The 24,733-nt window shown below is 47.7% G+C and carries 31 protein-coding genes; 19 read left to right on the top strand and 12 right to left on the bottom strand.

Annotation, left to right across the window (positions count from 1 at the left end):
* Nucleotides 1-9: 9 nt before the first annotated feature.
* The 4 genes from mce (at nucleotide 10) to AAA857_RS07270 (ending at nucleotide 2,838) form a co-directional block, all read left to right on the top strand.
* On the top strand, nucleotides 10-447 hold the full coding sequence (gene mce / locus AAA857_RS07285) for a methylmalonyl-CoA epimerase (protein WP_338174290.1): 438 nt from the start codon (nucleotides 10-12) through the stop codon (nucleotides 445-447).
* A gap of 100 nt (nucleotides 448-547) precedes the next feature.
* Nucleotides 548-799, top strand: a complete 252-nt coding sequence (locus AAA857_RS07280; RefSeq protein ID WP_338174289.1) for a hypothetical protein — start codon at nucleotides 548-550, stop codon at nucleotides 797-799.
* A 7-nt stretch (nucleotides 800-806) separates the two neighbouring features.
* Nucleotides 807-1,628, top strand: a complete 822-nt coding sequence (locus tag AAA857_RS07275; protein WP_338174288.1) for an ABC transporter ATP-binding protein — start codon at nucleotides 807-809, stop codon at nucleotides 1,626-1,628.
* Nucleotides 1,621-2,838 (top strand): ABC transporter permease subunit, encoded by a 1,218-nt coding sequence (locus AAA857_RS07270; protein WP_338174287.1) that lies wholly within the window; start codon nucleotides 1,621-1,623, stop codon nucleotides 2,836-2,838. Before AAA857_RS07275 ends, AAA857_RS07270 begins: the two co-directional genes overlap by 8 nt.
* On the opposite strand, the gene AAA857_RS07265 is transcribed toward AAA857_RS07270, so the two are convergent.
* Complete coding sequence (locus AAA857_RS07265; protein ID WP_338174286.1) at nucleotides 2,835-4,334, bottom strand: aminotransferase class III-fold pyridoxal phosphate-dependent enzyme; 1,500 nt, start codon at nucleotides 4,332-4,334, stop codon at nucleotides 2,835-2,837. The genes AAA857_RS07270 and AAA857_RS07265 overlap by 4 nt on opposite strands.
* 153 nt (nucleotides 4,335-4,487) lie before the next feature.
* On the opposite strand from AAA857_RS07265, the gene AAA857_RS07260 reads away from it, so the two are divergent.
* From AAA857_RS07260 to AAA857_RS07240, 5 genes are read left to right on the top strand one after another with little or no spacing between them, the layout of a single operon-like run.
* Nucleotides 4,488-4,628 carry a CopG family transcriptional regulator gene (locus AAA857_RS07260; RefSeq protein WP_338174285.1) on the top strand — a complete coding sequence of 47 codons (141 nt, stop codon included), beginning with the start codon at nucleotides 4,488-4,490 and terminating at the stop codon, nucleotides 4,626-4,628.
* Between the two features lie 9 nt (nucleotides 4,629-4,637).
* Nucleotides 4,638-5,213 (top strand): GTP cyclohydrolase I FolE, encoded by a 576-nt coding sequence (gene folE / locus AAA857_RS07255; RefSeq protein ID WP_338174284.1) that lies wholly within the window; start codon nucleotides 4,638-4,640, stop codon nucleotides 5,211-5,213.
* 9 nt (nucleotides 5,214-5,222) lie between these two features.
* Nucleotides 5,223-5,882, top strand: coding sequence for a radical SAM protein (locus AAA857_RS07250; RefSeq protein ID WP_338174283.1), 660 nt, complete (start codon nucleotides 5,223-5,225; stop codon nucleotides 5,880-5,882).
* Between the two features lie 8 nt (nucleotides 5,883-5,890).
* The gene (gene msrB / locus AAA857_RS07245; RefSeq protein ID WP_338174282.1) at nucleotides 5,891-7,051 is read left to right on the top strand and encodes a peptide-methionine (R)-S-oxide reductase MsrB; all 1,161 of its coding nucleotides are present in this window, start codon (nucleotides 5,891-5,893) and stop codon (nucleotides 7,049-7,051) included.
* Nucleotides 7,048-7,497, top strand: coding sequence for a 6-carboxytetrahydropterin synthase (locus AAA857_RS07240; RefSeq protein ID WP_338174281.1), 450 nt, complete (start codon nucleotides 7,048-7,050; stop codon nucleotides 7,495-7,497). Before msrB ends, AAA857_RS07240 begins: the two co-directional genes overlap by 4 nt.
* Here AAA857_RS07240 and AAA857_RS07235 read toward each other — a convergent pair whose 3' ends face one another.
* The 7 genes from AAA857_RS07235 to AAA857_RS07205 are packed head-to-tail and all read right to left on the bottom strand — an operon-like array spanning nucleotide 7,498 to nucleotide 10,085.
* Entirely contained in the window at nucleotides 7,498-8,310 is an 813-nt protein-coding gene (locus AAA857_RS07235; RefSeq protein WP_338174280.1) for an RNA methyltransferase, read from the bottom strand.
* 13 nt (nucleotides 8,311-8,323) lie between these two features.
* Nucleotides 8,324-8,536 carry a hypothetical protein gene (locus AAA857_RS07230; protein WP_338174279.1) on the bottom strand — a complete coding sequence of 71 codons (213 nt, stop codon included), beginning with the start codon at nucleotides 8,534-8,536 and terminating at the stop codon, nucleotides 8,324-8,326.
* 25 nt (nucleotides 8,537-8,561) lie between these two features.
* The gene (locus AAA857_RS07225) at nucleotides 8,562-8,753 is read right to left on the bottom strand and encodes a 30S ribosomal protein S17e (protein WP_338174278.1); all 192 of its coding nucleotides are present in this window, start codon (nucleotides 8,751-8,753) and stop codon (nucleotides 8,562-8,564) included.
* A 5-nt stretch (nucleotides 8,754-8,758) separates the two neighbouring features.
* On the bottom strand, nucleotides 8,759-9,034 hold the full coding sequence (locus AAA857_RS07220) for a 50S ribosomal protein L31e (protein ID WP_338174277.1): 276 nt from the start codon (nucleotides 9,032-9,034) through the stop codon (nucleotides 8,759-8,761).
* 10 nt (nucleotides 9,035-9,044) lie between these two features.
* A complete protein-coding gene (locus AAA857_RS07215; protein WP_338173090.1) occupies nucleotides 9,045-9,200 on the bottom strand; it encodes a 50S ribosomal protein L39e in 156 nt (51 codons plus the stop codon).
* 13 nt (nucleotides 9,201-9,213) lie between these two features.
* Nucleotides 9,214-9,573 (bottom strand): DNA-binding protein, encoded by a 360-nt coding sequence (locus AAA857_RS07210; protein ID WP_338174411.1) that lies wholly within the window; start codon nucleotides 9,571-9,573, stop codon nucleotides 9,214-9,216.
* Between the two features lie 23 nt (nucleotides 9,574-9,596).
* Nucleotides 9,597-10,085, bottom strand: coding sequence for a 30S ribosomal protein S19e (locus AAA857_RS07205; protein WP_338174276.1), 489 nt, complete (start codon nucleotides 10,083-10,085; stop codon nucleotides 9,597-9,599).
* Between the two features lie 242 nt (nucleotides 10,086-10,327).
* On the opposite strand from AAA857_RS07205, the gene AAA857_RS07200 reads away from it, so the two are divergent.
* The 4 genes from AAA857_RS07200 to AAA857_RS07185 are packed head-to-tail and all read left to right on the top strand — an operon-like array spanning nucleotide 10,328 to nucleotide 15,417.
* Nucleotides 10,328-11,080 (top strand): hypothetical protein, encoded by a 753-nt coding sequence (locus AAA857_RS07200; RefSeq protein ID WP_338174275.1) that lies wholly within the window; start codon nucleotides 10,328-10,330, stop codon nucleotides 11,078-11,080.
* A 59-nt stretch (nucleotides 11,081-11,139) separates the two neighbouring features.
* Nucleotides 11,140-14,715: a CARDB domain-containing protein gene (locus AAA857_RS07195; RefSeq protein WP_338174274.1), complete on the top strand. Its 3,576-nt coding sequence runs from the start codon at nucleotides 11,140-11,142 to the stop codon at nucleotides 14,713-14,715.
* 12 nt (nucleotides 14,716-14,727) lie between these two features.
* Entirely contained in the window at nucleotides 14,728-14,901 is a 174-nt protein-coding gene (locus AAA857_RS07190; RefSeq protein WP_338174273.1) for a hypothetical protein, read from the top strand.
* Nucleotides 14,902-14,910: 9 nt separating this feature from the next.
* Nucleotides 14,911-15,417 (top strand): hypothetical protein, encoded by a 507-nt coding sequence (locus AAA857_RS07185; protein ID WP_338174272.1) that lies wholly within the window; start codon nucleotides 14,911-14,913, stop codon nucleotides 15,415-15,417.
* Here the strand turns inward: AAA857_RS07185 and AAA857_RS07180 are convergent.
* Genes AAA857_RS07180 through AAA857_RS07170 form a run of 3 tightly spaced genes read right to left on the bottom strand, consistent with a single transcriptional unit; the run spans nucleotide 15,394 to nucleotide 17,079 of the window.
* On the bottom strand, nucleotides 15,394-15,747 hold the full coding sequence (locus tag AAA857_RS07180; protein ID WP_338174271.1) for a hypothetical protein: 354 nt from the start codon (nucleotides 15,745-15,747) through the stop codon (nucleotides 15,394-15,396). The genes AAA857_RS07185 and AAA857_RS07180 overlap by 24 nt on opposite strands.
* Nucleotides 15,748-15,770: 23 nt before the next feature.
* Nucleotides 15,771-16,520, bottom strand: coding sequence for an SUMF1/EgtB/PvdO family nonheme iron enzyme (locus AAA857_RS07175; protein ID WP_338174270.1), 750 nt, complete (start codon nucleotides 16,518-16,520; stop codon nucleotides 15,771-15,773).
* Nucleotides 16,521-16,530: 10 nt separating this feature from the next.
* Complete coding sequence (locus tag AAA857_RS07170; protein WP_338174269.1) at nucleotides 16,531-17,079, bottom strand: NADPH-dependent FMN reductase; 549 nt, start codon at nucleotides 17,077-17,079, stop codon at nucleotides 16,531-16,533.
* 104 nt (nucleotides 17,080-17,183) lie between these two features.
* Between AAA857_RS07170 and AAA857_RS07165 the strand changes: the two genes are divergently transcribed.
* The 3 genes from AAA857_RS07165 to AAA857_RS07155 all read left to right on the top strand — a co-directional run bounded on the left by AAA857_RS07165 (nucleotide 17,184) and on the right by AAA857_RS07155 (nucleotide 20,648).
* Nucleotides 17,184-19,526: a tetratricopeptide repeat protein gene (locus AAA857_RS07165; protein ID WP_338174268.1), complete on the top strand. Its 2,343-nt coding sequence runs from the start codon at nucleotides 17,184-17,186 to the stop codon at nucleotides 19,524-19,526.
* A 78-nt stretch (nucleotides 19,527-19,604) separates the two neighbouring features.
* Entirely contained in the window at nucleotides 19,605-19,985 is a 381-nt protein-coding gene (locus AAA857_RS07160; protein WP_338174267.1) for an iron-sulfur cluster assembly accessory protein, read from the top strand.
* A gap of 9 nt (nucleotides 19,986-19,994) precedes the next feature.
* Nucleotides 19,995-20,648, top strand: coding sequence for a hypothetical protein (locus tag AAA857_RS07155; RefSeq protein ID WP_338174266.1), 654 nt, complete (start codon nucleotides 19,995-19,997; stop codon nucleotides 20,646-20,648).
* On the opposite strand, the gene mdh is transcribed toward AAA857_RS07155, so the two are convergent.
* Nucleotides 20,642-21,580 (bottom strand): malate dehydrogenase, encoded by a 939-nt coding sequence (gene mdh, locus AAA857_RS07150; RefSeq protein ID WP_338174265.1) that lies wholly within the window; start codon nucleotides 21,578-21,580, stop codon nucleotides 20,642-20,644. The genes AAA857_RS07155 and mdh overlap by 7 nt on opposite strands.
* Before the next feature lie 215 nt (nucleotides 21,581-21,795).
* On the opposite strand from mdh, the gene AAA857_RS07145 reads away from it, so the two are divergent.
* The 3 genes from AAA857_RS07145 to AAA857_RS07135 are packed head-to-tail and all read left to right on the top strand — an operon-like array spanning nucleotide 21,796 to nucleotide 24,690.
* Nucleotides 21,796-22,959, top strand: a complete 1,164-nt coding sequence (locus AAA857_RS07145) for an NAD(P) transhydrogenase subunit alpha (protein WP_338174264.1) — start codon at nucleotides 21,796-21,798, stop codon at nucleotides 22,957-22,959.
* On the top strand, nucleotides 22,956-23,267 hold the full coding sequence (locus tag AAA857_RS07140; protein ID WP_338174263.1) for an NAD(P) transhydrogenase subunit alpha: 312 nt from the start codon (nucleotides 22,956-22,958) through the stop codon (nucleotides 23,265-23,267). Before AAA857_RS07145 ends, AAA857_RS07140 begins: the two co-directional genes overlap by 4 nt.
* A gap of 1 nt (nucleotide 23,268) precedes the next feature.
* Nucleotides 23,269-24,690 carry an NAD(P)(+) transhydrogenase (Re/Si-specific) subunit beta gene (locus AAA857_RS07135; protein ID WP_338174262.1) on the top strand — a complete coding sequence of 474 codons (1,422 nt, stop codon included), beginning with the start codon at nucleotides 23,269-23,271 and terminating at the stop codon, nucleotides 24,688-24,690.
* Nucleotides 24,691-24,733 lie beyond the last annotated feature (43 nt).

Genomic DNA, 24,733 nt, shown 5'->3' with positions numbered 1-24,733 from the left:
GGTGTGAATATGGATTTTGGACCAATACGAATTGACCACATTGGAATTGCAACACCTCATCTTGATGAAGCTAGCACCTTCTGGAGGTTGATTGGATTGATTGAAGGCGATCAAGACGAGACCGTGGAAGACCAAGGAGTCACCACGCGATTTTTCTCCACCTCTGGGTTGAGTGAGATTGAAGATGAACCTGCAAAGGTGGAATTGCTCAAGCCAACGGGAGATTCCACTCCAATTGGACGCTTTTTGCAAAAAAGGGGCCCAGGTATCCAACAATTGTGCTTCAGCGTTGGAAACTTGACAGGATTGCTAATCTATCTCAAGGAGAAGGGTGTTCGATTGATTGATGAAACACCCCGCATTGGAGCAGGTGGTCACCTCATCGCCTTTGTTCATCCAGCATCGACGGGTGGAGTTTTAGTAGAGCTGACTCAACGAAATTCATGAGCCAGAATGGCAATACCTATAATCGGTCTTTTTCATCATAGGTGTGATGAGGACCTGTATTGACCTGCTTTTGGCTCTGCCACATATTGATGCACCAAGAATGAAGGGGGAAGTGAATTATCTTGCAGGTCGTCTTGAACAACTTCGTCTTCAACGCTCCATCAGCAACGAAGCATATCTCGATGCTGGTGCAGTACAGGGTGCAATTGAAATGATAGCAAACATGGTTGACATGGGCGTCCCGCAGACCGAAGTACAAGGTCAATTGCGTGAACAACTGGACCGAGCACAACGACTTGAATCAAAACATCCTGGGCTCAATTGGGCTGTTGAATCTGGCCGTGCGAGTTGAGGTATGAATGAGTGTTGAACTCTTACGAGTCGAACATGTGACGAAGTCATTCGGCCACATAGAGGCTCTTTCTGATGTTAGTTTGAGCATCAAGGAAGGTGAAATTGTAGGCCTTGTGGGTTCCAACGGAGCTGGAAAAACAACCCTATTGAGATTGTTAGCCGGCGTATACACTCCTACCGATGGAAAGGTCGTATTGTCTGATGGTAGCAAGGTCGAAGATGCCCGTCATCGACTGGGCGTAGTTCCTGAATCAACAGGACTCTATTCGCGATTAACTGCGTGGGAAAACATACGGTATCACAGCAGACTGTACGGCACATCCGATGAGGAATCATGGAACAGGACCTTGTTTTTTGCAGACCGTTTGGACATGAAAGAATCCCTTGGGCGACACACCAAGGGATTTTCAAGAGGGATGCGTCAAAAAACCGCTTTGCTTCGGGCTCTCGCACATGCACCAGATGTACTTCTGCTTGATGAACCAACAGCTGGGCTCGATGTTACCAGTGCGCGAACCGTCCGTTCCCTTGTCCAACAACTCGGCGAAACAGGAGGGACGGTCGTCTATTCGACGCATCAACTGGCTGAAGCAGAAGCAGTTTGCAACAGGATAATCATCATTCACAACGGTGAGGTTCGTGCAGATGGTACGCCTGCTGGGTTGTTGGAGCAAACATCTACCGCCAATCTTGAGGAAGCGTATGTCTCGCTTACGACAGACAAGGCAAGAACTCGTGTTGTAACCGATAAGCCACTGTCAAAGATCGCTCGATGGTGGCAGAAATTGTCCACCCCCAAAACTCCGGGAGGTGATGAAAGTGAGTAGTTCCCTGCGTAGAATCACAACCATTTCGAAAAAAGAACTGGTAGAGTTCGCAAGAGATTGGAGAACCATCTTCGCCTTGTTGATTATTCCATTGCTCATGTTTCCACTGCTGTTTATCATATTCCCACTCCTTCTTGCATCGGAAGCGGCTGAATTGGATGCTATCGAAGTGAACGTAGTAATTCAGAGCAATGATTTTCCGAGTGACCTCGCTGAACAATTGAACGGTTCTGGTATTGAATTGAACTACGAACCGTTGGTGATGGATACCAATCTTTCTTCCCCGCTCGATGACGGAGATCGTTTGAGAAACGGGAGCATAGATGCTGTTCTTAGAATGAAGGAAAACGGTTCGGTATGGGATTATGCTCTGCTTTACATGTCGACCTCTGAACGCAGTCAGGAGGCCCGTACACGTGCATTAACCGTGTTGTTTGAATGGGAAGAGAATGAAACCGAACGCAGACTCGTCGATGCAGGTTTAGACCCAGATGAGACACTTCGTCCACTCAATTGGGACGGTGAAATAGGCAACAGCGATGTTGCGACAAGCGGTGAACAGGCAGGCATGGTCCTGTCGTTATTCATTCCCTTAGTTCTGTCCGTGTGGACCTTCTCATCAGCCATTCAACCGTCCATTGATATGACTGCTGGCGAACGTGAACGCGGCACCTTAGAAGCGTTACTGGGTCTTCCTTGTTCAAGAGTCGAACTCTTGTTTGGAAAATGGCTCGCTGTAGCGACCATTACTGGAATTGGAGTGGTGTTACAACTGGTTGGGTTGTTATTTGCCATCGGCTACCTTGCGACGACGGATTTCCTAACCGTCCCTACACTTTCGGTAGCTTCGATCGTTTTCATCGGTATTGCGGTCCTTCTCTTTGCCATCATGGTTGTGGCCTTCGAACTCGCCCTGGCAATGCGCGCACACAGTGTAAAAGAAGCGGGTTCTATATTGGGTCCAGCATTGTTGCTGATTCTCTTCCCTGCGCTCTTTACTCAGGTGATAAATCTGGATGGAATCGAGACCTTTTGGTTCTCAATTCCTGTAGTGAATGTCCTTCTTGCATTAAGGGAACTCCTCATGGACCGATTTGTAGTTGAGCATATTGTGACTTGGATTGTCAGTTCGGGGATATACGCCATGGCTGCTGCGCTCTATGCAGCACGTCAGTTCAAGCGAGAAGATATTGTGACCAGTCTGTCTTAAGCGCCAAAAGCGATTAAGGATTCACGAACGATCTTGACAATTAAGTCAACTTCTTCTGTGGTAATTGCAAAGTGGGGTGTGAATCGTAGGGCGTTTTCTCCACCGTGTATCACGCCAAGTCCACGTTTTCGGCACCAGGGTTCTACAGCATCAATTCCCACGACAGGGAACTTCGTTGGTTCTAGTTCAGCGCTGCATAACAAACCGGTCCCTTGGACTTTTGTGATGACCTCTGGGAATTCCTTCTGAAGGAGGGTGAACTTTTCAACAAACTCAATTCCACGGGCACATATGTTCGAACGCAATTCAGGAGTGATGTTGTCAAGAACGGCTACAGCTGTTTCCAATGCCCGTGGGTTGGTCGTCATTGTATTGCCGTAAATCCCAGTACGATAGAGGTCTGCTGCTCTTTTATTCATCCCGAGTACTGACAAGGGATATTGGCCTGCATTCATTGCTTTGGACCAAGTTTCCAAGTCAGGTGCTTCACAATCTTGGAACCCACGGTAGTCCACGACGGACAAGGTACCTTGTCCACGAATTCCTGCTTGAATAGAATCGACGAGAAGCATTGAGCCGTGTTCTAGAGTGAGCCTTCTTGCTTCATCATAGAAATCACGGTCAACACATTGCCCCGGATTTCCTTCGCCTTGAACTGGTTCTATGGCCATCAGTTCAATGAACACATTTTCTGCCTCAGCCTTAGCAAAAACGGCTTGCAGTGATGGGATGTCATTGGCGGGTGTTAGGATGAGATTGTCCCTGTCTTGAAAACTTGCGAGGTACTGGTCGTACTTTCCTTTGCATGAGTGCGAAATTTGGGCTGGTCGGTCCGTTCGTCCATGGAACCCTTGTTCTATGGCCAGCATTTTGATGGTTGCCCCTTCGTGCTGCCCACCCTTAGCCGTCATGAGCATGGCGTTAACATCGGCAATTCGAAGACTAACGGTAACGGATTCAGAGCCACTGTTCATGCAAATGAATTTGTCAAACGGGCAGTGTCCACGGGTATGGCCAAGTTCGGTTCGAAGTCTCTGCTCTAGACGCTTTTGGGAAAACGAAGGAGTCATCACGTTCGCCATGACCCAGTTGTCCGACATAGCATCAATAATTTCACTTGGCCCATGCCCGCTCCCAAGCATTCCGTAACCGCCGTTATCGTGCACAACTGCTCCATGGGAAGTTACGATCCAAGGTCCACGTGCAGCCAGTGCAACATATGGATTGACGGTAGCAGGGTTGTAAAAGTTAACAAAACCACTTTGAAGGTCGGTGATCAAGTCAAGTTCAGCCCTTGCGATATAAGAGGAGCCGAATTCTTTTTCGATGCCATGAAGCGCAGCATGTGCATCTTCAATCGCTTGAGCCAGTTTATCGTCTCGCTCCAGGAAGAATAAAAGTTCCGAGTCTTCTAATCCAGTAGTGATGGCTTGGCCAACTTTGCTGCGCATCTCATGAAGAAGTTTGACAGGATTGGATGTACTCATGGCTTCCATGCATACCTGTCAACGACGGCCTTCTTTGAACGTTCGCCCATGAATCTTTTGTTTAGAAGGCAAGTAATATCCAAGTAATACCGTGGTAATACCTCAAGAATACTTATAACCGTCAAACCAATGGCATAAATTGTGCCTAAGATATCGCTGGATATGCCGAAAGAATTGGTTGAGGATTTGAAGCAACACATTGGCGAAGATAAGAAATTCGTTAGCCTCGCTGACGCAGTTCGTTCAGCATGCCGTAAATTACTCGATCAGTTGGATGAAATCGACAGGCGTCAGGGGAGATGAGGTGAATACATGACAACAAAAGATGAAGCCATGAAGGCTGTTAAAACATTACTCTCGTATATTGAAGGAGAAGGCAACTGTGACCGTGAAGGTTTGAAGAACACACCCAAGCGCGTTGTTGAATCTTGGGATGAGATTTTTGCAGGTTACACGATGGATGCTGGAGAACTGCTTGATGCGACGTTTAACGCTGAAGGATACGAAGGCATCGTTCTGTTGCGAAACATTGAGTTCACCTCGACATGCGAACATCACTTGCAGCCCTTTAACGGAAGGGCTCACATCGCATACATTCCAGTGGAACGAATTGTTGGAATCAGCAAACTCGCTCGGATCTTAGAACTCCATGCGCGTCGTCTCCAAAATCAGGAACGTATCACGAAAGGAATCGCAGATGATTTAGAAAGGCAATTGAAACCACTGGGCTCAGCTGTCATTCTTGAGGCCGCCCATGGGTGCATGCAATGCAGAGGTGTTGCTAAACAACAAGCAATCATGACAACATCCGCCATGAACGGTGTCTTTTTCGAGCGTAGTGAAGCGAGGAATGAGTTAATGAAACTCATTCAGCAACCACCATTGTGAGCGATGACCATGGAAAACAATCATTGTGGGATTGCAGGGTCGTCATCGGTTGACAACCCAAGTGACCTGGCAACCTCTTACAATATCGTAGAAATCTTTCATTCGGTCCAGGGGGAAGGATTTAGGGCGGGAATCCCTCATGTTTTTATTCGATTTGGCCTCTGTAACCTCAGATGTGAATGGTGCGATACCAACTTTGATGAATTTACAGAAATGACTGCATTGGACATCATGGGTGAAGTTCTGAAGTATCCCACGAAGAACATTATATTCACTGGAGGAGAGCCAATGCTAAATGATCTGTGGCCATTGCACCGACTGTTCAAAGCAAGAGGATATCACCTCTCAGTGGAATCAAATGGGACTGTAGAAATCCCAGAGGGGCTGTTGGATTGGATTTGCATTTCTCCAAAAGATCAATTGTATCCTCAATCGGTTCTGCGCCAGCGAATCGGAGATGAACTAAAATGCGTATATGTTGGTCAACCGTTGGATATGTATGACGAGATGAAAACAGGGTTTAATCACCATTTCTTGCAACCTTGTTATCATGAAGCAGAAAGTGTGGAATGGAACGGGAAGCATTTTTCTCAAACCGAAGAAGTTGTCAAGAACAATCCAGAGTGGAGGCTTTCTCTGCAAACTCACAAATGGATGGGAATCTTGTAGGTGATGGCATGACCCGACAAAATGCAGTAATGGCCTTGAGCGGAGGCATGGATTCATCATCCCTGTTACTCCATCTCATTCAACAAGAGTTCAACGTAACGTGTCTTTCCTTTGACTACGGCCAGAAACATCGGATCGAATTGGAGAGGGCAAAGTCACTCGTTGGATACCTCAAGGGAGAGGGCCATGAGGTCGATCATAGGATTGTTGACCTCAAGAGCGCATTTGGTTTGTTTAAGAGTGACCTTCTTGAGAGCGGAGGGGATGTTCCAGAGGGTCACTATGAGGAGGATTCCATGAAGGCCACCGTCGTACCAAACAGAAATGCCATCTTCTCATCTCTGCTTTATGGCACCGCTCTATCACTCAGTGAAAAAAGTGGGAATAAATCAGCTGTCGCTCTTGGCGTTCACAGCGGTGATCACGCTATTTACCCCGACTGCAGGCCAGAATTTTACAATGCCCTTGGCCACGCATTTGCAATTGGAAATTGGGGGAGTGAGGCGGTTCATTTCTATCTGCCCTATGTTGATTCCAATAAAGAAGGAATTCTCAAGGATGCAGAACATGCAATAGGGGCATTGGGTCTTGATTTCGATGAGGTATTTTCTCGGACAATCACTTCCTATTCACCCGATGCGGATGGGAGAAGCAGTGGCCGTACGGGTTCAGATGTGGAACGAATATTGGCGTTCCATTCACTCGGGCGCAAAGACCCCATCGATTACGTTGACAGTTGGGATGTTGCTCTGGAGCATGCACTTGCAACTGAGAAGGCTCACAAAGAGGCTGAATACAAAGAACGACTCTCTGCGATCCAATTCCACGTGACGCGTGAATCAGGCACAGAGCGCGCTTTCACGGGGCAATATTACGATGAGAAGAGGGTTGGAGAATATTTCTGTATCTGCTGTGAACGATTGTTGTTCACATCTTCAATGAAATTCGATTCCGGTTGTGGCTGGCCTTCGTTCCATACCGAACATCATGATGCCGGAATTATACGAATTGAAGACCGAACACACGGAATGCTTCGTATTGAAGTTCGATGTGAACAATGCGATGCCCATCTTGGCCATGTATTTCCCGATGGTCCACGGCAACATGGAGGGGAACGATACTGCATCAATTCGGCCTCACTGAAATTTAACGAGGAGGATGAACCATGACAACAACCATTCGAAGATACATTGAGACTGACACGGGGCATCGCGTTCCGAACCACAAATCAAAATGCAAACATATGCATGGCCACCGATATCGCTTTGAAGCTGAAATAGAAGGTGATGTAGTCACCCAGCAAGGTGTATCTGACGAGGGAATGTTAATGGATTTTTCAGACATAAGTCATTTACTTACGGTTCATATACACGATGTCATCGATCACGCATTTGTTGTTTATGAGGGGGACGACATCGCACGCTCTGCATGTAAACTCATGGGAGACGACCATCGAACAGTTGTTGTTCCATTTATTCCAACAGCAGAAAATCTGGCGAGATGGGCGTTTGAAACACTTGAACCTCATATCAAAACAACATACGGTAATCAGTTACGTTTGGTTGCCATGCACTGTCGAGAAACACCCAAAAGCGTTGCATCTTGGCGAATTTGATCACTCAATTTTGCGCCTTCTTTTATTGATCCATTCTGGTTTATCATTGGCATGTTGTAATGCCGTTGTTCCGTCGACCAAGCCACCAATGATTCGTGTTGCTTCGTCTTCCGTGGGCATGCTACGAAGCAATGTTCGCTTCAAGGTTTGATTCACAGAATCTTTTCGCTCGTCCTTGCCGGGGAGTTCATTTGCAAACTGTTCAATTGATTCCACAAGTGTAGTTCGCAGTGGGGGTGAGATGTGACGTTCAAGGGGGACGATGTCCGGCAAACCATCATCAAGGCCTTGGGTTGTTATGACGCGGTGCCGTTGGATTTCGTACAGAAGTGCATTGACTGCATGACTTAGATTAGCAATTGGATATCCTTCCCAGGTAGGCAGGGTTACAAATGCGTCACAAGCGGACAAGTCCTCTGTGGACAATCCTTTACCTTCCTCACCGAAAACAAGGGCTATATTCATGTTTGTCTCTTGGAGACGCTCCACCATTTCCCATGGATACATAAAATGACGAAAAAGAGTCTTGGCCCCTATTTCTCGTTTACCTGAAGTGCCCAATACCAATGAACAATCCTGGGTAGCGCCCCTAAGGTCATCATGGACCGTTGCTTGCTCAAGGACTCGTTTGGAATGTTTGGCTCTGGCTCTCGTGTCCCCATCATCCTTGTCGCATTTGGGATTAACAAGTCGTAAGTCGTCGAATCCATAATTGAGCATGGTCCTGCATATTGCTCCAAGATTGCCCGGATGGCTAACACCGACCAGTATTACTGAAATTGAAAATGTACCCCCTGGTAGTGGTATGTCCATTCGTTCCCCCAAATCAATCGCTCCCTTTTTGATTGTCGTAGTAATTTGCAATCCATCGTGGGTCGCATATTTGGTACAAGAAGAAGAGGTACCCTCCGTCTTCTCTATCGTCCATAACAAGAGATCGCTTACGAACATTATGTTGATGCTTGAGATGAAGAATCAAAGACTCCAACTCAGCACGGTCATCACTATGAACGCTCACTGGCATGCGGTCCCATTTCACTCGGACCGGCAAGAAAATCACCGCATCAATCGGTACGGCGTTGTCGGTATCGTGTCACGTATCCTGCAATCCAGTTGCGGAGTTTCTTTGACTCAACATCGGTAAGTTGTGAGACAATCACTTTGTTGTGGTCGAAGTCATTGGTGAATTTTTCACCGTGCTCCTCGCACAAACGGATGGCTCGGATTTTGATGAAACTTGGTCGAATATTTCCCATTGTGATCACTCCTTCATTAATTTGACTTCAACTGGAATTCCTGGTTCATCGTGACGTGTCACGAGAAGGCGGATTTTACGAGGGGGGTTTTCAATTCCTCGCTTCCAGATGTGTTCGTTGACCTCGGGGTCAATGTAGAGTTCTTCTTCCTCGGTCACCTTGAGATGACGGATGACTTGTTCGCGGATGATTTGCATTGCTCGTGGAGCACGCTTGTATCGAGTAATGTTCCAGGCGTTCCTCAAAGGAACGATCAGTTCGGATTCGTTAGGTCTTGCCATAATAATCACCTCATCGTTGGAGTTTACTTCGTCTCCAGTGGTGTCGCTTAGCGTGGGACACCGTATTTCGGTCGGTCTTTAGCATGACCCAAACGGGGACACGTCGGTTCTGTTTTCCTGCCTTCAAGAGGCGTATTTTTTTTGCTGCTGGCTTATTCTTGGACATATCGAGCACCTTCTCAGATTCTTCGGATGGACGCATTATTGCGGCTCTTGGATTGTGATGAGAGCATCTGCTTCAAAGAAGCATCACTCATTGGTTGATTGAGTTGACCGGATTGGTACATTGCTGCGATGGACGTTTTGATGGACGTTGCACGGGTTGGATCAACCAGGGCAATGCGTGCAAGGCGAGAACGGGCATCCGGTGTCATGGCGACACGTAGTGTGGAATCGATTTGTGCAGCTGTTTGGGCTGCTTCGTGAGCCTTTTCCTCGGCTTCAATTTGAGAAACGGCTTGTTGCTGGGCTTGCTCTTGGATGGCTTTGAGGCGTTGAGCACGAAGGGCAGACAACTCGTCATCCTGTGCAGATACCATAGCGCTCAATCCTCTCACTCCGATCAATATTTGTTTAGACCAGGATACTGCTCATCGGCTGCAGCACGCATTGAATGGGCGATGTTGTCCACTAATTTTTGTCCAGCAGCGGTGATTTGACGGCCAGCGTACAACTGGACCGGTTCATCTCCCCCGACGACCTTGGTTGGTACTTTTACTACCAAACCGGCGTCTTCAAGTTGTTGAAGGGCTGTTCGAATGATGTGTCGGGATGCTACTCCTGGTGTGTTCGGCATAACTCCGTTGTCCTTCTTTCCACCGAAGGCTTGAGCAAGATGAGTTACTCCGACGGGGCCGTTGCGGGCGACCTTGCGGAGAATAGCTGCTGTTCGGAGGTACCACCAGTTGTCTTGGGTCGGCGGGCGCTCTCGGTCAACAGCGGTTTTGACGTATTCAGACCAATCAGGGGGTGAAATAGCGTCTTGTTCAGCCATTGCATCGGCCAAAGCAGGCATAAGAATGTCAGCAGGAATATCATACACGGTCGTCATAACGAAACACCAAGCAACTTGGCGACCGCCCGCCCCTATATGAAAAGAACGGGTCAAGCATGCAGTAAATCATAGCACAACACCTCATTCACGGCCAGCCATACAAGCCTTGATGAAGGCCCTTCGGGTGGGTTAGGATGATGAAGAAGGCTTTGGCTCAAAATCCTAACTTGCTTAGGACCCTCATAGGCTTGTCTCTAACCCTGATATTTCTACTTTCATATGCCGTCTATGGGGCCACAGTGTCACCATCTGCCTACATATACACCACCGAGGCAACGGTCACGAATGCCGACAGTTTGCAAGCGGCAGAAGAAGTTGATAGGATCTATGACGGCGATTCTAACACGACAACTTGGGCGTGGAGCGTCCCTGCGAACGGACAAAATCTGACATGGGTTAACGTCACGGTTACCGAACTCTCGGATGGATCTGTCTTGAAGGTCATGAACGGTGCAAAATTGTACAGTCATCCACTTCTTGGTGCAATCTACTCTCTAGAGAATCCTTTGGAAGAGAAATTTTCATGCGCTGACCGTTGTTACCATAACGTCACACATGAAAGAAGTTCTGAAGACGGCGAGGATCTTTCCTTCTTCGGACTCACGTCAGTTGACCCTGCTCGTCGTTCGAACGGTTCGGTATTTGCTAAAAACATCGAAGGTGCATGGGCGGAGGCAAATGAAAGTGTCAATTACTTCCATTCCCCTTCTTTGATCCGAATAGAAGTCATTGAACTTGGGAACCGTTCCACACAACCGTTCATCACCGTTGAAACCGTGAATGAAGAACTGCGGGATGTGAAAGTATTCTCCGTTGATGCAGCAACAGAATTCGTTTGGGCGTTGGCAGCTGTTGTCGGATGCTTTTCCATTGTACTGATACCTTCATTCACCGTTTATTTTGCCGCACAAGCCAAGGAGAAGCGGGATGAGGCGAAGCTTGTTTTGGCCAAAAGCAAGGTCCAAAATGACAATGATGATTCATCAGAATGACAACAACCTTTCGCCACTGCTCTCATATAGATTAAGGGTATGTCATCAAGATGACCCGCATGCAGATAAGACGCGTACTTTTCTTTGCAACCATTCTCCTGTTGTCAACCACAGGACCCGCATTGACGGAACTCTCCTCGAATGCTGTTGCGTCCAGCTCACGTAGCCAGACAGGGGTTGATGTTGGCGTGACCGGTATTTCAGTCAAGTACACAAGCAGTACAGATGAAGGAAATTACAAGATGTTTTCATCCAACCATCCAATACTGGGTTTTAATCGCCCAGCCTCCTTGTTTGTCATCGATGCAATGGTCAATGTATCTTCAACATTGATGATAGAAGTAGAAAATTTTGGGACAGCAGCATCAGGTGTCATCGATGTAACCGTGACATTGAACCACAATGAATACGAATTTTTTGAACTGAACAACACGATCAAGCAAATGGCTTCGCTCAACGCAGGACAATCGAACAGTATTTCCATCTCAATATCACCAAGCTATGCTGGAAATCATACACTTGTTGTGGCTGCAACGTCTACGATAACGGATGATGTGCCCTCAAACGATATGAAATCGCAACCTTTCACCGTTGGATACCGATACTTCAACTGTGATTCCCTTGGTACATGGAACAAGGGTAACGAATGGGACCTAAGTACAGATACATCGATTTCTAAGGGAACGAGTTGCCACGTCGGTCAAGGTTCCACATCATCCTACAGCAACAGCATGACCACATCATTAATTTCACCGCAAATGGACATGTCGGATGCCGTTGATAATCCACTACGTACAAACGGCTTTTCATTCTTCTACACGGGGAGCGCAGCGGCTAATGACGTCTTGAAAATCTACGCCAAGACTGCCTTCGGTGGATGGACCCAAGTTGCTTCAATCTCAAATACTGTAGACAGCACGTTCCTCGACGGTGTCAATTGGCAGACGTTTTCAGTCTCAAATAAGGGAGCAGCCTCACCACTCATCCCAATGGATTCATCCTATTTCCACACCTCCACGCAGATTAAATTCGAATTTACATCAGATTTATCAGGCTCAGACATAGGTTATTGGATTGACGACATCGTATTTGTGTACGACCAAAAGGTTCGAGAGAACGAGTACCAAGTTTCTGCCCGCGGCATTGCTACGAACGGCGCAACACCGGGTAATTGGGGAAGCATTAACCTTGAAATTATCAATGAGGGGAACATATCCGAATCTTTTGTTCCATTCTTGCAGGGCCTACCGGCAGGATGGAATGCATACTATTCGAGATTGTCAGGCACCACTTTTGACCCATCGCAAGGACTTACAGTCACCCCAGGGATACCGATAGAATTCCAAATCATGATCCAGCCGGATGAAAATACGAGCATTGGGCTCCATCAAATGTCCGTAGAAATCTCATCCGAACAATACAGTGCGGTGAGTACAACATTACCCGTTCAATTTCTGGTACAGGCAGACCGCATACCGATTGTAACCCCTCCCGCGGTCCGTCCAAGTTGCCCTCCGTCGTACTCATGCACTTTTGAAATCGATTTGGAGAACATCGGTGACGCTACCGATGTCTTTGATCTGAGTTATGACTTGACTTCGCTTCCAACTGGATGGGACGTGGGTTTCAAATGGTCCCAGCCTACTTCGATCCAACTGCGGCCCAACGAACCAACAACAGCTATGATGACGATGACGGTTCCTGTGGGCGTCGCCCCTGACACCGTTGTATCTTTTGACTTCACGATGAGAGCCCAAAACGATTCTACGAGAGCCGACACAGTATCGGTTGACATTTCAGCATCAATGGTAAGTGATGCTACTGTAGATTTGGTAGAATCAATGAAAATGGACCGAATGTATGTGGACGCAGGTGACGAAGTAAAATTGACCTACAACGTTTGGAACAATGCAACGCGACAAGACATTTTTGACATCAGTTTCATTGTAGAGGACCAAGGCCAATGGATCGTTGAACAACCAACAGGTCCACCTGCAGTTCTCAATTCAGGGGCGACTACGACATTTGATGTGTACATTACCGTACCTGAAAATGCTCAGGCTGATGACCGAGGCCCACGGCTCATACCCGTGTTAGAATCACAACGAAGCCTCATGACAATACAGGGTCCTGAATTTGATGCCTTCCGCGTCACGACCACGGAAAACATAGGCATAGAACCTGTGGAAACTCCACTCAAATTGACGCCGAGCCAACCGAATTCTGCAACCTTTGTGATCACCAATCATGGAAACGGTGACACCGAGGTAGGCGTGGACATTGTTGACTTACCGCCCACGTGGGATTGGTGGATGATGATTGATGGAGAAAACCATTCTGGCCCCATCAGTCTATCCGTGTCTTATGATTTGGAACATACCAAAGAAATTCAGATATGGCTCCTTCTCCCCATGGAAGAGTCCGCAGGAGAACGGCATACCGTCACAATTAGTGTCCAGCCTACGAGTGGAAACGATGACGCCAACACCTCCGACAATGTCATTGAGTTTACTGCAGTTACAGACACCGTACATTCACCGGTGCTGAGGATACAACCTGGAAGCACATCTACAATTTCAGGAGGTGTCTTTTCAGCACGTGCCTCTTTGGAAAATCAAGGGAATGCCCGAGATGACAGTTTGCGTTTGAAAACCACAGTATATTCCACACCAGCCTTGACCAATACCAAGAGCTTTCTGAGCGTAGGTGGGGTCTCTCGAGCCATTGGCGAAGAGATACCGTTAACGCTTCAGGCTGGTGAACTCATCAATTTGAGCATTGACGTGATGGTTCCCGTCAATGCCACATTGAACACAAGGTTCGTAGTGTTGTTTGAAGTTCTAGGTTCGTTTGACTCAAACGGCTTCCCGGTCATCCTTTCTGTTGAACACCTCATCATTCTTGACCAAGAGCGCTCCATTGATGTTGACTTTGTTCAGGAATCAACAGGTATTGTCCTTGATGGAACAGGAGCCAATGTATGGGTCAACCATACGTCTACATCTACCTTTAATGAAACCATGATTCTTACTGGAAATGGTCCCAAGGGATGGCAAATATCCTGCAACAAAATTTTGATTCCAGAAGAAGGGCTAGAATTCCGGTCGACGCCAGGTCATGTCAATCCTCAATCTACTCAGTCAATGTGTGAGATATTGCGATTGAGTGGAAGTACATCTGGTGATGTAACATTCACATTAAGAAGTGCTGATGGATATCATGAATTCACAACTACCCTTACCCTAGAGTATGAGGCTTTGGAAGAAGAAGAACTTTTCTCCACCGCTGAAATACTCATCGGTGGTTCAGGAGGTTTAGTTTTCATTGTTGGCCTTCTGTTTTTGATACGTGGAAGGCGTACGGGTGATGACTTCTCGGAGCAATTTTATGAAGAAAAGGAAGTCGTTGCGATCAGTGGCCCCCCAGTAAACGTGCCCCCAGTAAACGGCCCCCCGGTCACCAATGTTGAGCCTACATCGATGACCGAAACTGTTCAACAAGTCGAACCTCAAACATTCATCCCACCATCAACTCAATTGGCCGCACCACCCATTCCGGATTCAGGTCTCCCACCGGGTTGGACCGATGAACAATGGTCGTACTATGGACAGCAATACCTTGATGGAACCCTTTAGAGACGCACCATCATGACAGCCTATCCTCCAGCATGGTACGGGCTATGGTTCATGGTAGCAATTTGCGGTGTCACCACTTGGTACCTACGTAATTTCACAGAAAGGTACCAAGGGACTCGAATATCGGCTCTCTTAGGTACAGTTTCCATGCTGACGCTAGTAGCATGGACCTGGAGTGACTTTTGAGGTGACATCATGAGTGAATTGGCCGGTATAGAAGCGCATCCACTTGCTCAGCAGTATCCTTGTCGTGTTCCAGTTTGGTGGGGGCGGCATGGGTCTGTGGAAAGGGACTCCGAACTTGTTGGAGTAAGTGGACGGTTGGTGACGCTAAGGATTGCTAAAAATTTCAAGCGCTATGAACGATGGTTGGCGAGGATGTTGAGGGCGCCAAAGGAACTCCGGAGGCCACTCGACAGAATGAACAGCGTTCTTTGGGAACTCTGCGATGGTTCGAGAACCTTTGAAACCATTTGCATCGAGATGGACCGTTTGTTCAAAGAGGACATTGCACCCGTCATTTCTCGTACTGCAGTTGCATTGGCGCTCTTTCAACAGCACAACATTCTCCTGATATTGGAGGAACCACTTTCTGGACGATGGAGCGTTGGCCCAGGGACAATACCGGATCATCAAGAACTCTCGGTTTTGGATGAGGGCCATCCCTACGATACAGAATTACTCGGCGGAGAACAGGCCTGAATAATCTGAAATTGCAGCCAATAGTTCAAGTGGCCGAGCGATAATTACCTGAGTTCCGGAATCAACTACGGGTCGTTGCATGTGCTGAGGGTGTATTGAGAGATAAGTAGCGATTTCGTTAATGCTAGCTGATGACTTGAGGTCAATGTTCTTGTTCATTCGGACAAATTCAATGGGTTCATGCCTTGAGCGCGAAATCAAATCATGGAGTGTGTTAGCCGAAGGTGGATTGTTATGATAATCAATGACTGTAAATGGTATGGATTGTTGTTCCAAAAATTGGAGCGCTTGCCTTGATTTGCTGCAGCGATTGAAATGGTAGAGGTCCATGAGAAGCAGGCTCTCGTCATACCTTATGAGGTTGATTGCGGTTCCCATACCAACCGAATTCCGATGCCGTCGCTGGTTTTCGATTCTATGGAGGATGAACGGGCTGTTGAACGTGTTGAATCGCTTTCGGTGAACCATGAACCTCCACGTGTAACGCGGCGTTCAGAGGAAGCATTGCGGTGAGGATTTTGTGTTCTTGAGGTGTTGTAATGCGGCTCCCATTGGTCTTCACACCATTCTGCAACAAGACCGTTCATGTCAAAAATACCCCATGGGTTTGGTTTTTTCAAACCAACTTCCTTGGTTGTGCTGCCCGCATTGCCTGCATGCCATCCATAATCGTTGAGTTCTACATCACGCTGACCGAACCACCAACGCCCATTCGTACCGCATCGGGCAGAATATTCCCATTCTGCTTCTGATGGAAGGCGCCAGATTCCAATCATTCCCAGACGTTCAGAATCCCCATCACGTTCGTTCATGCGTGCCAGAAATTCAACGGCGTCATGAAAGGAAATGGATTCAACAGGTCGCAAACCTGAACTCCATCCTTCTTGAAATTTAGAAGGATTCGACCCCATTAAGTCAACCCACTGAGCTTGGGTGATGACTCGTTCGCCAAGGAAAAACGGTTCGGTTATCGAAACCTCATGAGCTGGAGATTCATTTCGCGCCCCAACACCGGTGGAATCACCGAGGGTGAATTCACCTGGTTCAATAAGACGGTAAACACCACCCCATGAATCCGTAAAAGCCGGTCGGTCACCGTCCATAATAACCCGCTCAGGAACGAAGTTTCATCGATGTGGAAAGCACGGATTCAACAAGCGCCTCTAAACGATCTTGTAAAGATCCGTCGGAGAGCTCTCCTTCTTCATTGAATGCTTCTTTGACGTGGCCAACAGCAAGCTGTTCGGGTACAGGCCATGCATGCAACCAACGCAAAGAAATTCTCATGTGGTTCAGTGTATTTGCATTCGTAACTCCACCGAGAGTGGACATTAATCCAAACACTTTCCCGCCAACATGTTTGTCGTACATCCAATCAAATGTATTCTTCATGACCCCTGACATTGTGCCGTGATACTCTGGAGAAGCGACGAGAAACGCATCCGTTTCGAGCAAAAGGTTTTGAAATTCTTGGACCGTTGGGTGACTCCAGCAGCCGTCTTCCCCAACAAAGGGCAATGGTTTCTCATTGAGGTCCCAAAAGACAATTTCGGCCCCTTTAGATTCAGCAATTTTCAACGCTTCACTCACGAGCATTCCAGATTTTGATGTATTGCGGTATTCACCAGCGAGGCCGAGAACTTTCAATCCATTGTATGACATAACCTTCGCAGTAAGGCATAGTCTTTGAATGTAAGGATAATTGCCTGCTCGTAAAGAAGCAATCCTTATGCGGAGTATTGTGTTGGTTACAAATCGGTGAAACCGTGACTGACGAAGAGGCATCGGAGAAAACGAACGATGTTTCTGAAGTAGATGACCTCGCTGATGCCGTTTTGTCTTCGGTTGAAGACGCCATTATGGCGGTTGAAAATGACGAGCAACCTGAAGAAATGCCCGTTGAAAAGCCAATCAAAAAGCCAAGCAATATTATTCCTGAAATCGATGATGTAGAAGACCCTGAAGAAATGGTTCAAATTCTTCTCACCGTCGGTGAAGAACGCTCTCGTAACGACGACATAAAGGGTGCCTTAGCGGCATTTAACAAAGCCATAGCCCTTGACCCATCATGCGACATGGCGTGGTTTAATCGTGGTGTTTTGTTGGAAGCCCAACAAGACGCAAGGGGTGCTCGGCAATCGTTCCAAATATGTTTAGATTTGAATGAACGTCACGCTCCTGCAACAGCTAATATGGCTATCCTATTGGAACGGATTGGAGACCTTGAGGGTGCATTTTCCATGGCCCAAAAGGCACTGGAGTTCTTCCCGGGCCATCCGGCACTTGTAGAACTCAGTCAACGGTCCAAGGACAGTGGGCTGTCGGTTCCCATTGAGGTCATGGAACCCTCAGTTGAAGTGAAGCAAGATTTTGACATGAAGACAGTCGAAGCCATTGCAGAAAAGGCCGGTATTGATAATCCGGAAGAACTGCTTCAAGAAGCAGTTCACCATGACCATGATGATGACGACCAACTCTCAATCGAAGAATTGGAAAGTGCTGCAGATGTTATCGTCGCCCAACAAGAAGTTGTCAAAGAGGCACCTCCCGTTCAGGTGCCCACACCGGTTGCCCCAGAACCGATCCAAGAAGAACAGGAATTGGACATTGAAGTTCTTGTTGGAGAAGCAACAGAGATGCTCAAATCAGGAGATGCAAAGGGTGCTCTCAGCCTGCTCAAACCTCACTTGAAAACCATCGGTGCCCGCCACCCTGGCGCATGGAGGATTGCAGGTGGAGCAATGGCGCGAATGGACCTTGACAACCATGCAATTGCTGCCATGACGCATTCACAGAACCTCGAACCAGACCACGCCCCCGGTTGGTTCAATCTTGGTTCAGTCCAACAGCGTTCCAATCTACTCAGCGATGCTATGGCGTCGTACAAGAAGGCGTTGGAAGCTGACTCAACTTACGTGAAAGCTGCTGAAAAATTAAACATCTTGGCGAAGGAAAATGGTTTCATTGAAACATTCCTTGAAAGTTCACGCAACTTGTTATCCATGGAGCCAAATCATGCCATCAAGGAAGAATTTGTTGACATGCTCATCCAATTAGCAGTTGGAGAAAATGAAGTGTTAGACCAAGTCACTGGTCTGCCACCAACCCTTCCCGCAGGGCCTGAAATGGCCCGTGAAGCGCTGTCTCACATGTCTGAGGAACCAACTGCACATCGTGCACTCGCGCTTTCCCTCAACCTTCAACACGGAGATTCGGTTCTCGTGTGGAAAGCACTCATCCAAAAGGACAGTCAAAACGGCTCCAATTGGCGTGGACTCGCTCGAGCCCTTGAGCAAGCTGGTGATCTTGACACAGCACAAAAGTGTCATGCCAAAGCAAACGGGCTTGATGGAACCGTACAACAGCCGGCTACCATCGTTGCACCCGCACCTGAACCGGTTTCAGCAATGCCTCAACCTGAACCGGCGCTACAACCCACACAAGTAGAACCAGCTCCAATTGCAGAAAAGCAGTACGCAGCACTGCCGCTGGAAACAACGCCAGTACAACCAGCGGTTGAACCGGTCCTACAACCTACGGCTGCGAATGACCTTCTCATGACCCCTCGGGAGGCTCAAGTCGCACCACCATCTGTGGAATACAACCAGCAAGTCGACCTCGCAAAAGCAGCATTGGATGCGACGACCGCCGCGGCCCAAAACATACCACAGAGTACCACCTCAAATGCAATTTCAAACCAAAACGTTGCGTGGTTTAACCAGGGCGTCCAGCTTATCGACGATGGGAAATACAGAGAAGCATTGTCTTGTTTTGACAAAGCGCTTCCAACTTTTGCAGGGGACGACGCCATGATTATCCGAATCCTCAACAATCGAGGCAACGCATACTATTTCTTGGAAGAATACCCTAAATGCGTTGAATCCTATCACCAAGCCATGCTCATACGGCCAACGGAAGTTCGAGGAGAAACCCTCTACAATATGGGGACAGCCTATGCTGAAATGGAACGGTATAACGACGCCGTAAAATGCTTCCAACAAGCCATACCTCGTGGACTCGACATAGCCGCAACGAAAAGGGCAAAAGACCAAATCAGACGGTGCAACATTTTGCAAAAAGCAGTGGATAAGAAACGCAAAAAACGCTGATTAACACTCCCGCAAAATCGTACATTCCATACTCCACCATTAGGTCAACTTCAAAAACGACCAGTGCGTGGGCTTATCATGGACTGTGGAACTTGCGACTCAGCATCACCCGTCATGATGGTAAAACCTGAAGAGGTTGACGTCAATTTGACCATGACCGAAAAGGCTGTTGCAATGCTTGAAGACGCATTCGGTGACGACCGTAGTCATGCTCTTCTCGTTGGTGTCCTCAGTGGGGGATGTTCAGGCTACATGTACGACTTGCAAATCGTAGAATCTACGGAACAAGCCGTGCAAGAGTTGGATATCAGCGGATTTAGAGTTCTGGTACCATCCGCATCCAGCCATCTACTTGACGGCATTGAGATCGATTACGTTGACCGCCTCATGGGTGGCGGATTCAAAATCAACAACCCCAATGCAGAATCTTCCTGCGGTTGTGGCGAATCCTTCTCCTGAGGAAACAGCATGGGCCTTTATCGGTGCAATTCCTCAGTTCTACTCCTTGGCGGAGAGAATCTTCTCGAATTTCTTGATGGTTTGTCGACCAACCGTATCAACGGCCCTTGCACGGCACCGTTTACCAACAGTCAAGCCAAAATCATTGACGTATGTGAAATACTTCTCCTTGGTGAACGTGTGGTCTTGGTTGGGTTTGTCGAATATAAAGACCAGCTTGTGGCTCATCTGATGAGCCGAATTCTTGGAAGAAATATTTCCATTACAGATGTATCTCATCTCAACGATGTTTTCATTGGAATGGAGCCTGATCAAATTCCAGAAGGAGCAACGGTTCATCAAAGTGCATTAGGATGGATGATGGTTACTTCGAAGAGCCTCAACCACCTACCTACTTGGAATCAACAACAATGGGATGAGCATCGTGTTATGAACGAAGTCCCATTTCACGGTCATGAAATTACTCAGAAGGTGCATCCATTCTCTTGCGGTCTAGAGCATCTGGTCCACCCTGACAAGGGATGTTATATCGGGCAAGAAATACTCACTCGAATGCGGAGCAGAGGGAAATCGGGTAAGGTCATGGTAAGGAAACTCAATCCAGTACTGAATTCTACGACAACGGGGCAAACGCACAGTTTGTGCATAGAGCGTCTTCAATAGCCGAGTATATCCTTGAGTTGACCCTTGTAGAAATTCCCTGATCCCTGCAGTGAAGTCATTTCTTCATCGGTGAGTTCCAGTTCGAAAATTCGTTCAACTCCGGATGCACCGATAATGCATGGGACGCCGATGTAGACATCGTCCAAACCATATTCCCCCGTCATCAAACAGGAAGCTGGAATCAAACGCTTTCGGTCATTGAGTACGGACTCAGCCATCACTGCTGCTGCTGAACCTGGAGCATAAAAAGCAGAACCTCGTTCAAGGAGCTTGACGATTTCTCCGCCACCACCTGCTGTTCGCTTGCTGATGGCTTCAATTCGGTCATCGGACATGAGTTGAGTGATGGGGATTCCACCAACGGTTGTGTAGCGCGGCAGTGGGACCATGGTGTCACCGTGCCCACCAAGGACCATTGGTGACACATCTTCTTCAGCACAGCCAAGTTCTAGCGCGATGAAATGAGCCATTCTTGCGCTGTCGAGAACACCTGCTTGACCAATGACGCGTTCAGATGGGAATCCAGTGACTTTTTGCATGTGGTAGGTCATCAAATCAAGTGGATTGGTAACAACGATAACAACACTGTCCGGTGCATGATTTTTGATGCCTTCTCCAACTTGAGATACAATGTCTGCATTTTTACCGATGAGATCCTCTCGGGTCATGCCGGGTTGGCGTGGGAAACCAGATGTAACGACCACGACATCAGCGCCGGAGATATCGTTGTAGTCTGCTGTACCGGTAATGCGACCATCATAATTGAGAACATTGGCGTTTTGAGACATGTCGAGAGCCTTTCCTTTTGCAAACCCCTCATAAATATCCAACAGAACGATGTCTGCAACTTTCATCTGAGCGAGTACAAATGCACATGTTGCTCCAACGTTTCCTGCTCCAATTACTGCAATTTTTCTACGACCTGCTACCATGGTTTCACCGCTTGATTATAACCAACAGTTTTCAGTCCATAAGGACAATGGTGACATCAACTGGAACTACTTTTGAAAAAGGACTGACTGAATGAGAATTCACCAAATTTCCTCAGGGCTCCTTCATAGGTTCCAAGCGACTCCTCTAAAAACCCCCTTTCAGTGGGAAAGTCATCACTCCCCATAACGGCGGGTGATATCCATGAGGTAATGGCATGAAACTTGGCGTCCCAAAAGAACCTAAAGGCGAAACACGAGTTGGCATTGTACCCTCGAGCATGAAGAAACTTGCCAAGGCTGGATTTGAAGTTCTCATTGAGAAAGGCGCTGGAATGTCGGCAAATTACAACGATGCCGACTATGAAGCCGCCGGGGCTAAAATTGGAAGCCGTGAAGATGTCTTGGCTTGTGAAAACCTCGTATGCATCCGCTTCCCTGGCATCGAGGGTATCGCTGCGGGTACCAACCTTGCGTGTGTATCCGACCCCTTCCGAAACCCACAATACGTCAAAGCGTGCATGGATGCTAACATCACCCTTCTTTCAATGGACATGATTCCACGACGACTTTCAAGAGCACAATCAATGGACGTCAATTCAAGCCAAGACAACTTGGCCGGATACAAAGCTGTCCTCCTTGGGGCTGCACATGTCCCACGTGGAATTCCAATGATGACAACATCAGCCGGGACCATTCGTCCAGCCAAGGTCGTCATTATGGGCAGCGGAGTTGCAGGTCTGCAAGCAATTGCTACTGCTAAGCGTCTCGGTGCCATCGTATACGCATCCGACGTTCGCAAATCCGCTGCAGAACAAATCGAATCCGTTGGTGGCCGTTTCATTGAAGTTGATGGCATGGACGACTTCGAAGATGAATCTGGATATGCGAAACCATTGACACCAGAATTTATTCAGAAGGTGAACGATACCGTTTGTGGCGTTGCTGCAGATGCGGATATCATTGTCACGACCGCTCGCATATTCGGTCGCCCTGCACCCATTACCGTTCCGTCAAGCGCTGTCTTAACGTTCAAATCCGGAGCAGTTGTTGTTGACATGAATGCTGATGTTGGAGGAAACTGTGAAAGCACCGTTCAAGGAGAGGTTACGACCACTGACAACGGTGTGATCATCGTCGGAACTTCCAATCTTCCGGGTACCCTTGCAAACACCGCAAGCATGCTCTATTCAAACAATCTAACGACCTTTTTCACCTCTTTGGTAAAGGAATCAAAGGTCGAAATTTCAGAAGAAGATGATATTCTCGTTGGAGCTCCAGAAGGCTCAGATTTCTATGTCGGCGGAATGGGTGGAGTGCTCATTTGCAAGGATGGAGTGATTCATCCCAAGCAAACACGCTTGGCGGGGGTGGTTGAATGATTACAGAAGCAACGCTTATTGCAGACCTAACGCTCTTTTTGCTAGCTATTTTTCTCGGTTTTGAATTGATTACGAAGGTTCCAGCTACACTCCACACCCCCTTGATGAGTGGGGCCAATGCTATTTCAGGAATCAGTGTTGTTGGAGCATTATTTGCAGCCAATGTAGCCTTTGACGGAGACCAAACGCTCCTTTCAGGCATCCTAGCATTTGTAGCTATTGTTCTCGCGATGATCAACGTCGTAGGTGGTTTCGCTGTGACCAATCGTATGCTCAATATGATTGCAGGAAAGAAAAGGAGGGCTTGAGATGGAAGAATGGATTCCTATTGGTTACCTGCTTTCTGCTGCTCTCTTTATCTTCGGATTGAAGAAACTCGGACATCCTAGAACCGCTCCCCTTGGGAATCAATACGGCGCACTCGGGATGCTCGTTGCGGTCATAACTACGGTCGTTAAAATACAGGCAGGTGGTGATGCCCAGTGGACCCTTATCATTGCAGGACTTGTTGTTGGTTCAGTCATTGGAATCATCATGGCTATTCGTGTTGAGATGACAGGAATGCCGGAACTCGTTGCATTGTTCAACGGATTTGGTGGAGCTGCATCTGCTCTCGTAGCATTATCTGAATCATGGAAGTACATCGAAGATGCCGACCTTGTCCTTCCAACCGGTCTTAACATTCAGGTCATTATGGTCGCTGCTGGCCTTTCGGCTCTCGTCGGATGGATGACCCTTACGGGTTCAATTCTCGCCATGTTCAAACTCAAAGGCGGAATATCTGTTTTTGGAAAGTGGATGAAAACACCAACATGGGGCCCAACATGGCTCAATCCAGTCAAGGTCTTGTTGGTCCTGTCGGTATTTGCTCTCATCTACCTCAGTATCGGTGACCCACGAAACACAGACTATCTTTGGGCCATCATTGCCATTTCTTGTATCCTCGGAATCGTGTTGGTTCTCCCAATTGGTGGAGCTGACATGCCGGTTGTTGTCTCTCTGCTTAATTCGCTTTCAGGAATCGCTGCAGCCTTCACTGGATTTATCATTGGAAACTCGGTTCTCATCGTTGCTGGTTCGCTCGTTGGCGCATCGGGATTGATTTTGACCTTCATCATGTGCAAGGCAATGAATCGTACGCTGCCTGATGTACTCTTCAAGTCCTTTGGTGGAAGTGGAGAAAAGGCTCAGTTGACCCGTACAAAAGTAGGTTCAGACGCTGATGAAGTCGCTATGATGGTCGATGGTGCTCAGAAAGTCATCATCGTGCCGGGTTACGGAATGGCTGTTTCACAATGCCAGCATCAGGTGAAGGAATTTGCTGACCTCATCACTGAGAAATTCGGAACAGAAGTCAAGTACGCAATTCACCCGGTTGCAGGGCGCATGCCAGGACACATGAACGTCCTTCTTGCGGAAGCCAACGTCCCATACGAGCAACTCATCGAAATGGATGAGATTAATCCAGAATTCCCTGATTGTGATGTAGCGGTGATCATTGGCGCTAACGATACAACCAATCCTGCAGCTCGCAGTGGCGAGGGGCCTTTGGCCGGCATGCCCATTATCGATGCAGATGCAGCACGCACTGTTGTCATCATCAAGCGCTCATTGTCGGTAGGATACGCTGGCGTTGACAACGACCTCTTTTACATGGACAAAACCATGATGCTCTTCGGCGACGGAAAGGCCATGATGACCGGCCTAAACAACGCCATCAAGGATATCTGAACCTCGCTTTGGCTTACGGTTAGGAAGCAACATTCAAAGAGCG

It is taken from the genome of Candidatus Poseidonia alphae, from assembly GCF_943787815.1.
In the GTDB taxonomy this organism is placed as follows: Archaea; Thermoplasmatota; Poseidoniia; order Poseidoniales; family Poseidoniaceae; genus Poseidonia; species Poseidonia alphae.
This window is presented reverse-complemented; position numbering and strand designations above follow the sequence as displayed.